General features: G+C 63.7%; 13 protein-coding genes. 9 read left to right on the top strand and 4 right to left on the bottom strand.

All coding sequences use genetic code 11. The annotated features are described in order from the left end of the window. The first annotated feature begins 32 nt into the window (after nucleotides 1–32). The 6 genes from GJW30_RS17420 (at nucleotide 33) to GJW30_RS17395 (ending at nucleotide 8,558) form a co-directional block, all read left to right on the top strand. Nucleotides 33–1,601: a cation:proton antiporter gene (locus tag GJW30_RS17420; protein WP_096357578.1), complete on the top strand. Its 1,569-nt coding sequence runs from the start codon at nucleotides 33–35 to the stop codon at nucleotides 1,599–1,601. 8 nt (nucleotides 1,602–1,609) lie between these two features. Then, nucleotides 1,610–1,957, top strand: coding sequence for an arsenate reductase (glutaredoxin) (arsC, locus tag GJW30_RS17415; protein WP_096357576.1), 348 nt, complete (start codon nucleotides 1,610–1,612; stop codon nucleotides 1,955–1,957). A gap of 219 nt (nucleotides 1,958–2,176) precedes the next feature. Continuing rightward, a complete protein-coding gene (locus GJW30_RS17410; RefSeq protein ID WP_096358897.1) occupies nucleotides 2,177–2,860 on the top strand; it encodes a dihydrofolate reductase family protein in 684 nt (227 codons plus the stop codon). A gap of 163 nt (nucleotides 2,861–3,023) precedes the next feature. Further along, complete coding sequence (locus GJW30_RS17405; protein ID WP_096358896.1) at nucleotides 3,024–5,228, top strand: RNA degradosome polyphosphate kinase; 2,205 nt, start codon at nucleotides 3,024–3,026, stop codon at nucleotides 5,226–5,228. After that, entirely contained in the window at nucleotides 5,170–6,732 is a 1,563-nt protein-coding gene (locus GJW30_RS17400; protein WP_096357574.1) for a Ppx/GppA phosphatase family protein, read from the top strand. The genes GJW30_RS17405 and GJW30_RS17400 overlap by 59 nt, the downstream gene beginning before the upstream one ends. Nucleotides 6,733–6,797: 65 nt before the next feature. Further along, nucleotides 6,798–8,558 carry an LCCL domain-containing protein gene (locus GJW30_RS17395; RefSeq protein ID WP_165391582.1) on the top strand — a complete coding sequence of 587 codons (1,761 nt, stop codon included), beginning with the start codon at nucleotides 6,798–6,800 and terminating at the stop codon, nucleotides 8,556–8,558. A 141-nt stretch (nucleotides 8,559–8,699) separates the two neighbouring features. Here GJW30_RS17395 and rnd read toward each other — a convergent pair whose 3' ends face one another. From rnd to GJW30_RS17380, 3 genes are all read right to left on the bottom strand, one after another. After that, a complete protein-coding gene (gene rnd, locus GJW30_RS17390) occupies nucleotides 8,700–9,845 on the bottom strand; it encodes a ribonuclease D (protein ID WP_096357570.1) in 1,146 nt (381 codons plus the stop codon). 92 nt (nucleotides 9,846–9,937) lie between these two features. Beyond that, nucleotides 9,938–10,828: a TauD/TfdA dioxygenase family protein gene (locus GJW30_RS17385; RefSeq protein ID WP_096357568.1), complete on the bottom strand. Its 891-nt coding sequence runs from the start codon at nucleotides 10,826–10,828 to the stop codon at nucleotides 9,938–9,940. A gap of 139 nt (nucleotides 10,829–10,967) precedes the next feature. Further along, complete coding sequence (locus tag GJW30_RS17380) at nucleotides 10,968–12,596, bottom strand: thiamine pyrophosphate-dependent enzyme (RefSeq protein WP_197703740.1); 1,629 nt, start codon at nucleotides 12,594–12,596, stop codon at nucleotides 10,968–10,970. A gap of 49 nt (nucleotides 12,597–12,645) precedes the next feature. On the opposite strand from GJW30_RS17380, the gene GJW30_RS17375 reads away from it, so the two are divergent. Continuing rightward, on the top strand, nucleotides 12,646–13,476 hold the full coding sequence (locus GJW30_RS17375) for a VOC family protein (protein ID WP_096358895.1): 831 nt from the start codon (nucleotides 12,646–12,648) through the stop codon (nucleotides 13,474–13,476). A gap of 23 nt (nucleotides 13,477–13,499) precedes the next feature. Beyond that, entirely contained in the window at nucleotides 13,500–13,676 is a 177-nt protein-coding gene (locus GJW30_RS22750) for a hypothetical protein (protein ID WP_157746780.1), read from the top strand. Between the two features lie 21 nt (nucleotides 13,677–13,697). Here GJW30_RS22750 and GJW30_RS17370 read toward each other — a convergent pair whose 3' ends face one another. Next, a complete protein-coding gene (locus GJW30_RS17370) occupies nucleotides 13,698–13,973 on the bottom strand; it encodes a ribbon-helix-helix domain-containing protein (protein ID WP_096357564.1) in 276 nt (91 codons plus the stop codon). A 121-nt stretch (nucleotides 13,974–14,094) separates the two neighbouring features. On the opposite strand from GJW30_RS17370, the gene aspS reads away from it, so the two are divergent. Continuing rightward, the gene (aspS, locus tag GJW30_RS17365; RefSeq protein ID WP_096357562.1) at nucleotides 14,095–15,870 is read left to right on the top strand and encodes an aspartate--tRNA ligase; all 1,776 of its coding nucleotides are present in this window, start codon (nucleotides 14,095–14,097) and stop codon (nucleotides 15,868–15,870) included. Nucleotides 15,871–15,877 lie beyond the last annotated feature (7 nt).

Raw genomic sequence — 15,877 nt, 5'->3', positions numbered from 1 at the left:
TTGAGGCTTGGTTTCAGCGAAGGCTTGGGCTCGTGGAAACGCTTCAGTGGATCATCGCGCTGTTGCTCGGCGCGGCGTTGCTCGCCGCGCTGGCGCGGCGCGTCGGTGCGCCGTATCCGACGTTCCTCGCTATCGGCGGCGTTTGCCTCGCTTTCGTGCCGCATGCGCCGACTTGGACGCTCGATCCGCATCTCGCGTTGACGCTCTTCGTCGCGCCTGTGCTGGTCGATGCGGCCTACGATACGTCGCTGCGCGATCTGCGAGACAATTGGCTGCCGGTCGGCGGTCTCGTCATCGCGGCGGTTGGGACGACGACGATCGCGGTGGCGCTGACGGCGCGTTACATGGTGCCGGATATGTCGTGGGCGGTTGCGATTGCGCTCGGCGCGATCGTCGCGCCGCCGGATGCTGCCGCCGCAACGGCGGTGGTGCGACAGGTGAACCTGCCACATCGAATCTTGAAAATTCTCGAAGGCGAGAGCCTGCTGAACGATGCGACCGCGCTGCTCGTTTATCGCCTCGCGATCATCGCGGCGACGGCGGGGAGTGTCTCGGCGTCGTCGATCGCGCCGATGTTCTTGTTCGTCGTGATCGGCAGCTGTCTCGCGGGCCACTTTCTGGCGCGGCTGTTCATGCGCTTCGCCGATCTCATCACCGATATGCCGACGGCGATCATCTGCCAATTTTCGATTACTTTCGGCGTTTGGATCGCGGCCGAAGAGGTCGGGTTATCGGGCATTCTCACGATTGTCGTTTATGCGATGACGATCGCGCAGCGCAGCAGCGGGAAAATGCCGGCGCGCATGCGCGTGCCGATTTTCGCGGTCTGGGAGACGGTCGTCTTCATCCTCAATGCGTTCGCGTTCGTGCTGATCGGACTGCAGCTACGGCCGATCTGGGAGCGCCTCGGGGACTCGCGATGGGAGTATCTGACGATCGCGCTTGCGGTGCTTGCCGTGACGATCCTCGCACGGTTTGCCTGGGTGATGAGTTACAACACGGTGATCCGCGCGCGCATTGCCAAGCGTGGTTTCCGCTCGCGCCACGGCATGGCGCCGCCGACGCGTGAGGGCGGTATCGTCATCTCGTGGGCAGGCATGCGCGGCATCGTCACGCTGGCGGCTGCGTTCGCGATTCCCGAGAAGCTGCCCGGCGGCGACCCATTTCCGTATCGCGATCTGATCTTGCTCTCTGCCTTTGTCGTCGTGCTCGGAACGCTCGTTGTCCAAGGGCTGACGCTGAAGCCGCTGATTAGATGGATGGGGCTGCGCGATGACGATCCGGTCGGCCGTGAAGTGCGTCAAGCGCGTATCGCTGCGTATCGTGCGGCACATGATGCGGTCGAGGATGATGGATCATTGAACGCGAAGCTCTTGCGCAAGGAATACGCAGCGGCCGTGGAGCTTTGTGAGGCCGGCTCGGAAAATGGCGAAGCGCGCGCCTTGCCGGCGGGACCGTTGCGTTTGCGCGCCGTGGCGGCGGCGCGGGACCGCATTGTTGCCTTGCGACGTGGCGGCACGATCGGCGACGACGCGTATCATATTCTCGAAGAGGAATTGGACTGGGCGGAACTCAGCGCCAGTGCTTCGCATCCGACGTGAGGATCTTGATGAGCGTGACGATTTATCACAACCCGAAATGCTCGACGTCGCGCAATGCGCTGGCGTTGCTGCGCGAGCGCGGCGTCGAGCCAAAGATCGTCGAATATCTCAAAGCGCCGCCGTCGCGGACGAAGCTAACCTCGCTGATCAAGGCGATGGGGATCAAGCCGCGGGAATTGCTGCGGAAGAAGGAGGCCGCGTATGCGGACCTTAAGCTTGCCGACCCAACGTGGAAGGATGCTGACATCATCGCCAAGATGGTCGAGTACCCTATCCTGATCGAGCGGCCGATTGTGGAAGGGCCGAAGGGCGTGCGGCTCGGCCGCCCGGCCGAGCGGGTGGTTGAGGTGCTGTAGGGATAGCGATCCGTCCGGGACTGTAGCCCGGATGAGTGAGGCAGCGCGCATCGGCGCGCAGCCCGAACGACATCCGGGGCCATCGTTGCTCGGAGCGCCGCGCCCCGGATGTCGCTCGGCGCTTCGCGCTTCGCTCATCCGGGCTACTAATTTTCGAAATCGGGTGTCGGATTTGTGGTGCCTCGTGCGTCCTTGGGGCACCAAACGATGAGTTATGTAATGCGGAAAGTGATTGTCGGTGCCTTCGTGAGCCTCGATGGCGTGATGCAGGCGCCGGGTGGGCCGGAAGAAGATCCGACGGGCGGCTTCAAATTCGGCGGCTGGACGGTGCCGTATTGGGACGACGAGATCGGCGGGTCGATGAGCGAGCTGCTCGGGAATCCGTTCGATCTGCTGCTCGGCCGCAAGACGTACGAAATCTTCGCGGCGCATTGGCCGTTCATGACGGAAGAGACGATCGCGCCGGCATTCAACAAGTGCACGAAGTATGTCGCGTCGCGCAAAGGCGTCGATCTGACGTGGGAGAATTCGGTCGCGCTGAAGGATGCCGCGAAGGATGTCGCCAAGCTGAAGGCCGAAGATGGCCCTGTGCTGTTGGTTCAGGGGTCGAGCGATCTCATCCAGACATTGCTCGCGGCCGATCTGGTCGATGAGCTGCGCCTGCTGACCTACCCGGTCACGCTGGGCGGCGGGAAGAAGTTGTTCAGCGACGGCGCGCGGCCGCATGCGTTCAAGCTGACCAAGGCACACGATACGCCGGTCGGCGTTGTCGTGATGCAATACACCCGCGGCGGCGAAGCGCGAGGTGGGAACATCGAGGATGTCGCGGGCGGTACGTTCGCGCTCGACGAGCCGACCGAACTCGAGCTCAAGCGCCGCGAGCGGATGAAGCGCGAAGGTTAAGATCATGGCGGGCGGCCGGTTTCCGGCTGCCCGCGATCGCTGAGAGTAACCTGACCTCAAGCCCGATTTGCTAGCGTGTTTCCGGGTTTTGCAGGGAAACTCTTCGCCGGCTTGTCATGTTATCGTCATGCGCCGGAGGCATGGTCCCGGCCAGAGGTAAATGATGGCACAGCGCGCTGAAGCGGTTGAACTGAAAGAAGAATTTGTTCCGGAGGTGGCTGCCGTAGCGCCTGTGCCGGAACCGGCGGCGGATGAGCCGCGCTTCGTCAACCGCGAGTTGTCCTGGCTTCACTTCAATCGCCGCGTGCTCGAAGAGGCAATGAACGCCTCGCACCCGCTGCTCGAGCGCGTGCGCTTCCTATCGATTTCCGCCAACAACCTTGATGAATTCTTCATGGTGCGCGTCGCCGGCCTCAAAGGGCAGATGCGCGAAGGCATCACGACCAAAAGCCCGGATGGGCTCAGCCCCGCCGAGCAACTCGGCAAGATCGCCGAGACGGTTGCGGCGCTGGCGAAGGATCAACAAACCCGCTGGCTCGAACTGCGCGCTGAACTCGTCACGGCTGGGATCGTGCTGGTCGATCCGCCGGATGTGAGCAAGAAGGAGAAGACGTGGCTGGAAGACTACTTCCTGCATCACATCTTCCCGGTGTTGACGCCGCTCGCGATCGATCCGGCGCATCCGTTCCCGTTCATTCCGAATCTCGGCTTTTCGCTGGCGCTGCAGCTCGTCCGCCAGAAGGACGGCAAGTTCATGAATGCGCTGATCCGCATTCCGGTGAAGTTCGACCGTTTCATCCGTTTGCCCGATCCGACGGAAACCGGCGGCGTTCGGCTGATCACGCTCGAACACGCGACTTCGCTGTTCATCGGCAAACTTTTCCCGGGCTACATCGTACGCGGGCAGGGCACCTTCCGCGTCATCCGCGACTCGGACGTGGAGCTTGAAGAAGAAGCCGAAGACTTGATGCAGTTCTTCGAGACGGCGCTGAAGCAGCGCCGCCGCGGCTCTGTGATCCGCATCGAGTTCGATGCCGCGATGCCGAGCGCGTTGCGCAAATTCGTTACGCAGGAACTCGATTGCGATGAGGAAGAAGTGTTCCTTGTCGACGGCGTCTTGGCGCTGAACGAACTGTCGCAGCTCTCCAGCGTCGATCGGCCAGATCTCGAATTCACGCCGTATAATCCGCGTTTCCCGGAGCGCATCCGCGACCACGCCGGCGATTGCTTCGCGGCGATCCGCGAGAAGGATCTGATCGTCCATCATCCTTACGAGTCGTTCGACGTTGTCGTGCAGTACCTCAATCAGGCGGCGCGCGACCCGAACGTGCTCGCGATCAAGCAGACGCTGTATCGCACGTCGAAGAATTCGCCGATCGTGAAGGCGCTGGCAGAAGCCGCCGAAAACGGCAAGTCCGTTACGGCGCTGGTCGAGCTGAAAGCGCGTTTCGACGAAGAAGCGAATATCCGCTGGGCGCGTGATTTGGAGCGCGCGGGCGTGCAGGTCGTGTTCGGGTTCATCGAACTCAAGACGCACGCGAAGCTGTCGCTCGTCGTGCGCCGCGAAGGCAAGTCGCTGGTGTCGTACTGCCATGTCGGCACCGGCAACTATCATCCGGTGACGGCGCGCATCTATACGGACCTTTCGTATTTCACCGCCGATCCGACGACGGGCCGTGACGTTGCGCGCATCTTCAACTACATCACGGGTTATGCCGAGCCGGCGGAACTCGAGCGCATGGCGGTCTCGCCGATCAGCCTCAAGCCGCGCATCCTCGAGCATATCGCTCAGGAAGCCGAGCATGCGAAAGCCGGCAAGCCGGCCGCGATCTGGATGAAGATGAACTCGCTCGTCGATTCCGACGTGATCGAGGCGCTTTATGCTGCGTCGAATGCGGGTGTCGAAATTGATCTCGTTGTGCGCGGCATCTGCTGCCTGCGTCCAGGTGTCGCTGGTCTGTCCGAGCGCATCCGCGTGAAGTCGATCATCGGGCGGTTCCTCGAACACGGCCGAATCTATGCATTCGGCGGTGGTCATGGTTTGCCGCACTCGAAAGCCGCGCTCTATATCTCGTCGGCAGACATGATGCCGCGCAATCTGGAGCGCCGCGTCGAAGCTTTGTGCCCGATTACCAACCCGACCGTGCATCAGCAGGTGCTCGATCAGATCATGGTCGCGAACCTTCTCGACAACGAACAGAGCTACACGGTCTTGCCGGATGGCACTTCTGTGCGCATAAAGGCCCCCGACGGCGACGAGCCGTTCAATGCGCATAAATACTTCATGACCAATCCGAGTTTGTCGGGCCGTGGTAAATCGCTCAAAGAATCCTCGCCGCGCAGTCTCCTCCGCCGTCAGCGTAGCTAAGAACGCTGCAGCGGGCCGGCTGGATGTCGGCCCGCCGATCGCCGTCATCGACATCGGCTCGAACTCGGTGCGTCTCGTTGTCTACGAGGCGCTGACGCGCAACCCAGCGCCTATTTTCAACGAAAAAGCGCTCTGCGGCCTTGGCCGCGAAGTTCAATCGACCGGCTTGCTTGCCAAGGACGCGGTGCAGAAGGCGCTCGGCGCGCTAAAGCGCTATCGCGCGCTGTGCGATGTCCTGGAAGTCAAACGCCTTTGGGTGCTGGCGACTGCTGCGTGTCGCGAGGCGAAGAACGGCGCGGCGTTCATCGAGGAAGCCGAGCGAATCTGCCGCGCGCGCGTCGATGTGTTCTCGGGCAAACGGGAAGCCGAATGTTCGGCGTACGGCATCATTTCCGGCATTCATTTGCCGGACGGCATTGCGGGCGATCTCGGCGGCGGATCTCTCGAGCTGGTCGACGTCAAGAAAGATCGCTTCTCGCGCGGGACGACGCTGCCGCTCGGCGGACTCGCGCTACAGGACTCTTCAGGACGTTCGTTGAAGAAGGCCGAGAAAATCGTCGAGACCGCGCTCGGTGGCGCCGCGATGTTGCGGCAAGGGGCAGGGCGCGACTTCTACGCGGTCGGCGGGACGTGGCGTTCGCTCGCGCGGCTGCACATGTGGCAGCGCGGATATCCGCTGCATGTTACGCATTACTATTCGATCCCGGCGCGCGAAGTGTTCGAGTTCTCGCGGCTCATCCATCGCGTCAATATCGAGATGCTGTCGCAGATCGAAGTCGTGTCTGACGCACGTCGTCCGCTGCTGGCTTATGGCGCGCTGGTGCTCGAGCACGTCGTGAAGGTCGCCAAGCCGCGCAACGTCGTGTTCTCGGCGCTCGGTGTGCGCGAGGGCTTGCTGTTCGATCTCTTGAGTAAGCGCGAGCAACAGAAGGACCCGCTGATTGCGGCCGCGCAGGAACTCAACATTCTGCGTTCGCGCGCGCCCGCGCATGCGCATGAGCTCATCAAATGGACCGACAAGTTCATGGCATCGTCCGGTCTTGACGAGACGGCCGAGGAAACGCGCTTGCGTCACGCCGCATGTCTCGTTGCCGACATCGGATGGCGCGCGCATCCGGATTATCGCGGCGAGCAGGCGCTGAATATTATAGCGCACGCGGGTTTACTCGGCGTCGATCATCCGGGCCGCGCTTATCTCGCGCTGGCGGTTTATTTCCGTCATCAGGGGCTTGTCGACGACGAGTTGTCGTCCGGCCTGCGCGAACTGACGTCGACGCGCATGCTCGATCGCGCGCGCGTTCTCGGCGCAGCGATGCGTGTCGCGTATCAGATCTCGGCATCGATGCCGGGCGTGTTGTCGCGCGCCCCGATGACGGTGGATAGCGCGGGGCGCTTGGTGCTGCGCATGCGCGCGCCGCTTGGCGATCTCGGCGGCGATCGCGTGTTCAGCCGGTTACGCCAATTGGCGCGCCTGATCGGGCGGGAACCTGTTCTGCTCGTCTGACATATTGACGTGATCTCAAGGGCATGGTCCAAAAACGCGCGCTGTCGCGTCGTCGAGGAATCTCCATGCTCAGAGTTGCTGCGATTGTCGTCGCATTGCTGTCCGCTGTTCCGGCTGCGCGCGCGCAGTCTTCACAATGTCCCGATAATTTCGCGGCGTTTTCCGGCACCACCGATCCGCTTGTGTGCTCGTGCACGGCCGAGCAGACGCGCGCCGGTTCCGTGTGGGGCATGGATGTCTACACGGGCGATTCGGCGATCTGCCGCGCGGCGCAGCATGCCGGCGCGATCACGCCGCGTGGCGGCGAAGTCACCGTTATTCCGATGCCGGCACGCCGCTTCTTTCCGGGCGTGACGCGCCGCGGCATCGCGTCGTCGAATTACGGGCCGTACGATTCGAGCTTCCGCTTTGGGCCTGGTCCCGAGAAGGAAGGGCCGTTCGAATGCCCGGATGATTTCGGCGCGTACAAGGAAGAGGTCGACCCGCTGACGTGTTCGTGCAGCGGCTATGCGGCGACGCAGGGCTCCGTCTGGGGCTCGGGTCCGTATACGGGCGACTCGGCGATCTGCCGTGCCGCGCGCCATGCCGGCGCGATCCCGCCGGCCGGCGGTATGATCACGGTGACACCCGCGCCGGGACAGCAGCGCTATCCGGGTACGACGCGCAACAGCATTGCGTCGTCGAATTTCGGCGAGTTCGCATTCTCGTACCAAGTCGGTCCGGCGGGTGGCGCGCCTATGGCGCAGGCTCCGGCGGCACCCGCTGCTCCGGCAGCTCCGCCGCCACAGCCCGGCGCGCCGGTGAATGCCGGTCAGTGCCCGGATAATTTCGCGACCTATGCGGGGACGACCGATCCGGTCGCCTGCACGTGCACGGCCGAGCAGACACGCATCGGTTCGGTGTGGGGAACCAACGTCTATACGGCCGATTCCGGGCTGTGCCGCGCGGCACAGCATGCCGGTGCGATCACGGCGCGCGGCGGCGACATCGTCGTTATTCCGCTGCCGGCGCGGCGCTTCTTCTATGGCCTGACGCGCAACGGCATCGCGTCGAACAACTACGGCCCCTACGACAACACGTTCCGTTTCGGCCCGGGGCCGGAGAGGACCGGCCCGCAGGAATGCCCTGATAATTTTGCGGCGTTCAAGGACGAGCTCGATCCGCTGCCGTGCACCTGCAGCGCCCAGGCGACGACGCTCGGCTCGGTGTGGGGTTCGGATATCTACACGGGCGACTCGGGCGTCTGCCGCGCGGCGCGTCACGCCGGTTACGTCGGGCCGAATGGTGGTCCCGTCACGGTCGTGCCGGCGCCGGGTCAGCAGCGTTATCCAGGGATGACGCGCAACAACATCTCGTCGTCCAACTTCGGGCCCTATGCGTCGAGCTTCCGCTTCGACGGACAGCCGATCCAGCAAGCGCCGCCACCGCCGCCGCCGCGCGCGACGGCAGCTCCCGTGCAGCAGAATGTGCAGCAGAGCTTGCGTGAGCGTGGGCAGGTCGATCTCTACATTCAATTCCGCTTCAACTCGGCGGACCTCGAATTGTCGGCGGCCGATACGCTGATGGAGTTGCTCGCCGCTATCCGCGAAACGCCGGGTGTTCGGTTGGCGCTCGTCGGTCACACCGATGCGGTCGGCACGCCGCAATACAATCTTGACCTGTCGTATCGCCGTGCCGAGTCGGTGCGGAATTGGCTGGTGTCGAAGGGCGCCGACCCGCGCGCGCTGCTGGTCGACGGCAAGGGCATGAACGAGCCGATCGCCGACAATGCGACGGAGCAGGGGCGGGCAACGAACCGCCGGGTGCAGGCGTTGCGGTTGCCGTAGTTCGTAGCCCGGATGAGTGAGGCACAGCGCGGAGCGCGAGCCGAGCGATATCCGGGGTACTGAGTTTGCGATGGAGGTTGATCCCGGATGTCGCAGCGCTGCGCGCCGCTCATCCGGGCTACGGATAGCGCATTGGCCCCGTCAGCGCTCGATGGCGCGGACGCGGCCTTTCTCGATCGCCAGCGCGAGACGGCCTTCTTTCAGCGCGAGCGCTTTCTCGCCGAACAGTTCGCGTCGCCAGCCCTTGAGCGCGCCAACGTCCGCATCGCTCTCTTCCGCGATGCGTTCGAGATCGTCGACGGTCGCGATGACTTTCGCGGCGACGCCGTTCTTTTCCGCCGTCATGCGCAGCAGGACTTTGAGTAGCTCGACGGTCGCGGCGCCTTGCGCGGTGCCGCGCGTGCGCTCGATGCGCGGCAGTGTCTTCGGATCGCGCTCGAGCCCGCGCTTGATCGCGTCGATGACGTCCTGTCCCCACTTCGAACGCTCGAAGCCTTTCGGCACCGAGCGCAGATTCATCAGGCGCTCCGGCGTCGACGGCGCATGCACGGCAATGTCGGCGAGCACTTCGTCCTTGAGGACGCGGCTGCGCGGCACGTCGCGCGACTGAGCCTCGCGCTCGCGCCAAGCGGCGAGTTCCATCAGCGCCGCGATCTCGCGCGGCTTGCGCACGCGCGACTTCAAGCGCTCCCAAGCTTTTTCCGGATCGGCCCGATAAGTCTCCGGGGAGGTGAGCACCTCCATCTCTTCGCCGACCCAATCGCTGCGGCCGCGCTTTTCCAAGTCGGCGGCGAGCGCTTGATAAACATCGCGCAGATGCGTGACGTCGGAGATCGCGTATTTGATTTGCTCAGGGGTCAGCGGGCGGCGCGACCAGTCGGTGAAGCGATGCGATTTGTCGAGCGCATCGCCCGTGATGCGCTGCACAAGCTGATCGTAAGAGATCGAATCGCCGTAGCCGAGGACCATGGCGGCGACCTGGGTGTCGAAGATCGGTTTGGGGACGAAGCCGCCGCGATGCCAGACGATTTCGATGTCCTGGCGGGCGGCGTGGAAGACCTTCAGCACCTTCTCGTTCTTCATCAACTCGAAGAACGGGGTGAGGTCGATGTCCGGCGCGAGCGTGTCGATGACGACAGCCTCGTCCGCCGACGCCAGCTGCACGACGCAGAGTTTCGGATAATAGGTCGTCTCTCGCAGGAACTCGGTGTCGACCGTGATGAACGGGTGGTCGGCGAGACGCTTACAAGCTTCGGCCAGGAATTCGTTGGAAGTGATTGGCTCCATGTCTCGCCTGAATAACGGAGTCGTGCGCAATTGTCGCGGTCGGATAGGATTAACCTTTCCGGCCACGACAAGCTATTGATAATTCGCTCTAATTACTCCGCAGCCACAGGTTGTTCGATGGTCGGGGTGTCGCCCGCGATGGTCGCCCGGCGCATGTCGCGGGGCTGGCTTTGATCGTACAGCCGGACACGGTGCATGGTCTGGCGATTATCCCAGATGACGAGGTCGTGCAGCGCCCATTTGTGGACGTAGACGTATTTCGGCTGGGTCGCGTGCTCGTTGAGGTCACGCAGGAAGACGCGGGCGTGCGGCATGTTCATGCCGAGGATTTGGCCGGCGTGGGACGATAGGTACAGCGATTTGCGCTTGCTGACCGGGTGGGTGCGCACGAGGCGCTGCAGCACCGGGTGGAACATCTTCTTCTCGTCGTCCGTGTAGTCGAGGAAGCCAAGCGAGCCGCGCGAATACATCAGCGAATGTTCGCAGACCATGTCTTCGATCTCGGCTTTCGCTTCCGCATCGAGATCGTCGTAGGCGGCGCGCATGTCGGCGAATTCGGTGTTGCCGCCTTTGGTGTTGAGCGTGCGGCAGGAGAGCATCGAGTATTTCGCCGGGATCGGCCGGAACGACGAGTCCGAGTGCCACAGGCAGTTGCCGAGATTGAAGAGATGCTGGCGGCTGTTGGCGTCGAGCGGCTTGCCGTCTTTGGTGAGGTTCGAGACGTCGACGACGCCGGAGCTCAGGCGTTCCTCGCCCGGCTTGGTGACGTTGCCGCCGCGCGCCTCTTCCTTCTTGCCGAAGTTGAGTGCGAAGGCCATCTGCTGATCGTCGGTGATGTCTTGCTTGTGGAAGACGAGCACGGCGTATTGATCGAGGCCGCGCTCGAGAGCGGCGACATCTTCCTTCGACATGGGCTGCCGCAGATCGATACCGGAGACTTCGCCTCCGATGGATTTGGTGAGCGGACGGATTTCGATCGGCATGTTTTTCTCCCGCAAATTCTGCCGCGCTGACGGCGGCTTTTCGCGGAAAGGCTACCGCGCATGTTTGCGCTGTCAACGCCGCCGTTGGGGCAGCGGCCATGCGGCCGCATCACATCGGCGTTGCGTGTTTCCTCACCCGTTACTTTCGCACGCGGCCGCGCATGATGAACTCCCACGGGCTCGGCATCGGGCCGACCGGGACTTCGATCAGCGTCGGGCCGTCGCGCCGCGCGAAGCCGCGCTTCAATGCGCCGCGCAATTCCTCGGGCGTGCGGACGCGCTCGGCCGCAGCGCCGAAACTTTCGGCGAATTTGACGAAGTCCGGATTGTGCAAATCGCTCGCGATCAGGCGATTGCCGTATTGCTCTTCCTGAATGCGGCGCACGTTGCCGAATGCGCCGTCGGCGAAGACGATGCTGACGAGCGGTATGCGATGGCGCATCGCGGTCGCCATTTCGTTGGCAGTGTAGAGGAAGCCGCCATCGCCGGAGATCGAGACGACCGGCACGTCGCGCCGCGCGTCCTGCACGCCGAGTGCGGTGGCGAAGCCCCAGCCGAGATTGTCCTGGAAGCCGGGCGAGATGAATGTGCGCGGCTTGTAGACCGGCAGCAGCAGGCGCGAGACGAAACCGATCTGCGTCACCTCGTCGACGAAGATGCCGTCTTCGGGAAGTTCGGCGCGGATCGCTTCGATAAACGCTGCTTGCGGCGCAAGCTTCGAGGTCAGCGTGCTGCGCCATTTCGCTTGGCGCTGCGTCATGTCGTCGTGACGCGATGCACGTTTTGTGTTGTGCGCCGGGAGCGCATCGATGAGTGCGCGGAGTTGCGGAACGGTTTGCCCGACGAGCGCGATGTTGGCGCGCTGGTAACGGTCCGGCTCGTCCGGATCGGCGTCGACGCGGATGATCGTCATCGAGCGATCCGCCCCCCACATCGATAACTGCATATGCATGCGCGTGCCGACCGCGAGAACGACGTCGGTCTCCGCCCATAGTTCGTGCGCGAGCGGCACCGTGATGCTCAGCGGATTGCGGCTGTCGAGCACGCCGCGCCCGCGCCGATAGCCGAGCACCGGCGCCTGCAGCATCTTGGAGAGCGCGGTGACTTCGGCGCTCGCGTCCTGCGCGCCGCCGCCGCAGATGATCATCGGCCGCTTCGCGGCGCCGAGCGCTTTCGCGGCGGCGAGGATCGCGTCGTCGTCGACCGGTGTTGCGGTATCGATCGGCTGCGGGATCGCTCGCGTTTCGCCCGGCTTGCCCCACACGTCGATCGCGCATTCGAGCGCGGCAGGGCCGGGGCGTCCGCTGCGCATCGCCGCGAAGGCGTTCGCGACCATCCCGGCCGCTTCGTGAGGCGCCTTGATGTGCGCGTGATGATCGGCGAGACGCTGCAGAATGCCGGATTGATCGCGCAGCTCGTGCAGATGGCCGAAGCCGCGGCCGATATCGCGCGCCGGAATTTGCCCGATGATGGCGAGCACCTGCGCGTTCATCGAGTAAGCGTTGAGGAGCGCCGCGCTGGTATTGAGCATGCCCGGGCCGGGCACGACCGTATAGGCCTGCGGCTTGCCGGTGGCGAGTTCGGCACCGAGCGCCATGTAGGCGGCGCCTTGTTCGTGCCGCGCCCAGATGGTGCGGATTTTGTCCTGCGCGTTGAACAGCGCATCGAACAGATGATCGTTGTGGATGCCGGGCAAGCAGTACATCGTGTCGAGGCTATGCGCGATCAGCGTCGCGACGGTGGCCTCGGCGGTCGTCATTCTCGGCATCGGCGTTTCCTACTTTTCTTGTTCGGGCAGTTTGGTCTACGAGACGAGCATGTCAAACATCACGGGCCTCGACCACATCGTCCTCATCGTCCGCGATCTTGCGGCGGCGGAGCATGCCTACACGACTTTGTTCGGCCGCGCGCCGTCTTGGCGCACGAAGTCCGCCGATGCTGAAACGCTGATGTTCACGCTCGGCAACATGTCGCTCGAGGTGATGGCGCCGCTCGGCGAAGGTGCCGTGAAGGCCGCGCTCGATACGGCGGGCGAGGGGCTCGCGAGTCTCGTGTTCCGTGTCGGCGATGTCGCGCAGATGCATCGGCGTCTCACGCGGCTCGGGCTCGAGCCGGAGGATGTGGTGGAGAGTTCGGCCGTGGATGCGATCAGCGGCGCGTCGCTGTCGTGGCGGCGCACGCGTGCGGCGACGAAAGCCGGGCACGGCGTGCGGTTGTTTTTTCTCGAACGCGAAGCGGAGCGTCAGGTTTCGGCCGAGACAGCGCAAGGGGCGATTACGGGGCTCGATCATGTCGTGGTGCAGACGCCGGCACCGGAGCGCGCGGCCGCGCTCTACGGCGCGCGGCTCGGCCTCGACATGCGGCTCGACCGGACGAGCGCGGAGTGGGGCTCGCGCCTCATGTTCTTCCGTTGCGGCGATCTCGTGGTCGAGATCATTCACAGGCTCGGCGAGGCCGGGGATGGGCCGGACAAGCTGTGGGGCTTGTCGTGGCGGGTCGCCGACGCGGCGGCGGCGCAAGCGCGGCTGAAAGCGGCCGGTGTCGATGTCTCGGAGGTTCGCCGCGGCCGTAAGCCGGGAACGCATGTTTTCACGGTTCGTGATGGGACGTGCGGGGTGCCGACGTTGATGGTGCAGGTGGCCAGCTAACTAGGTGGAGCGCAGTTACGGTTATGCGAGATTCTGTAAAGGGGCAGGCGGAAGCAGGCGACTATGACGCCTGGTTTCGGCAAGAGGTCGACAAGGCGCTGGCATCTGCTGACGCCGGCTTGGTTCTCGAAAGCGAAGAGGTCGAGCGCCGGTTTGCGGCACGCCGCGCTGAGACGCTGCGAAAAATTGGCAACCAGTAGATGGCGCTCTGCCGCGCGCAATTACGATGGCTTAGACCCTTTCAGTTTAGCGCGCACAGCAGCGCGGACCTCTGCGAAGTCCACCTTGCCGGCCGACCCGCTGGCGACGCCAGCATCCCAAAGACGACGCAAGTGGTCGACTTCGTCTTGCTGCAGCTGACGCTTGAGCTGCCAATCGCGGAGGGCCTCGCGAACGATCTCGCTCGTCGTCGCGTACTCGCCGCGATCGACCGCAGCCTTCATTGCGGAGAGCTGTTCGCCGGTGAGCGCGACGCTGACTTTTGACACATTTGCCATTCCGACTGGTTACTACTTCTTGCTACCAGCGTCTAGGTTCGGACGGCCGAATCCTTGACAAAGCGGGGGGTACATGCACCTTCCGGCCGCATTCCCTCAAAGGGCGAATTCGAGAGTTCCAATGCACCGTTACCGGACGCATACCTGCGGCGCTTTGCGCAAAGACAATATCGGCGCCGAAGCGCGCATTTCCGGCTGGTGCCACCGCATCCGCGATCATGGCGGCGTGCTCTTCATCGACCTGCGCGATCACTACGGGCTGACGCAATGCGTCGTCGATCCGGATTCGCCGGCGTTCAAGCTGGCCGAGACGCTGCGTGCCGAATGGGTCGTGCGCATGGACGGCAAGGTGCGTGCGCGTCCGGACGGAACCGCGAATTCCGAGCTGCCGACCGGTGCGGTCGAGGTTTACGTCTCCGAGATCGAAGTGCTCGGCCCGGCGGCGGAGCTGCCGATGCCGGTGTTCGGCGATCAGGAATATCCGGAAGAGACGCGGCTCAAGTATCGCTTCCTCGATCTGCGCCGCGAGAAGCTCCACAACAACATCATGAAGCGCGGGCAGATCGTCGACTCGATCCGCCGCCGCATGAAGGATGGCGGCTTCTTCGAGTTCCAGACGCCCATCCTCACCGCATCGTCGCCGGAAGGCGCGCGCGACTTCCTGGTGCCGTCGCGCATTCATCCGGGCAAATTCTACGCGCTGCCGCAAGCGCCGCAGCAGTACAAGCAGCTCATCATGATGAGCGGCTTCGATCGCTACTTCCAGATCGCGCCGTGCTTCCGCGATGAGGACCCGCGCGCCGACCGTCTGCCGGGCGAATTCTATCAGCTCGACCTCGAGATGAGCTTCGTGACGCAGGACGACGTGTTCGCGGCCGTCGAGCCGGTGATCCGCGGAGTGTTCGAAGACTTTGCCGACGGCAAGCCGGTGACGCAGCAATTTCCGCGCATTCCGTTTGCGGAGTCGCTGCGCAAATACGGCACCGACAAGCCGGACCTGCGCAATCCGATCGAGATGCAGGACGTCTCGGAGCATTTCCGCGGCTCGAACTTCAAAGTGTTCGCGCGCATGCTCGAAGACCCGAAGAACCAGGTGTGGGCGATCCCCGCCAAGGGCGGCGGCTCGCGCGCATTCTGCGATCGCATGAATTCGTGGGCGCAGGGCGAAGGTCAGCCGGGTCTCGGCTACATCATGTGGCGCGAAGGCGGCGAGGGCGCAGGCCCGCTCGCCAACAACATCGGGCCGGAGCGCACCGCCGCGATCCGCGCGCAGATCGGCGTCGCGGATGGCGATGCGGCGTTCTTCGTCGCGGGTGATCCGTCGAAGTTCTGGAAGTTTGCGGGTCTTGCGCGCACCAAGGTCGGCGAAGAGCTGAACCTCGTCGACAAGGATCGCTACGCGCTCGCGTGGATCGTCGACTTCCCGATGTACGAGTACAACGAGGACGACAAGAAGGTCGACTTCTCGCATAATCCGTTCTCGATGCCGCAGGGCGGTCTCGACGCGCTCAACGGGACGCCGCCGCTGGAGATCAAAGCGTTCCAGTACGACATCACGTGCAACGGCTACGAGATCGCGTCGGGCGGCATTCGTAATCATCGCCCGGAAGCGATGGTGAAGGCTTTCGAGATCGCAGGCTACGGCGAGCAGGAAGTGATCGATCGCTTCGGCGGCATGTATCGCGCGTTCCAATACGGCGCTCCGCCGCACGGCGGCATGGCGGCCGGCATCGACCGCATCGTGATGCTGCTCTGCGGCGTGACGAACCTACGCGAGATCTCGATCTTCCCGATGAATCAGCAGGCGCTGGATCTGTTGATGGGAGCGCCGTCCGAGGTTGCGCCGAAGCAGCTGCGCGAGCTACACATCCGGCTGAACTTGCCAGAGAAAAAATAAAAAGAGG

This window comes from Variibacter gotjawalensis, from assembly GCF_002355335.1.
Taxonomy (GTDB): Bacteria; Pseudomonadota; Alphaproteobacteria; order Rhizobiales; family Xanthobacteraceae; genus Variibacter; species Variibacter gotjawalensis.
The sequence above is the reverse complement of the archived record's forward strand: the minus strand, read 5'-3'. Positions and strand labels throughout refer to the sequence as shown.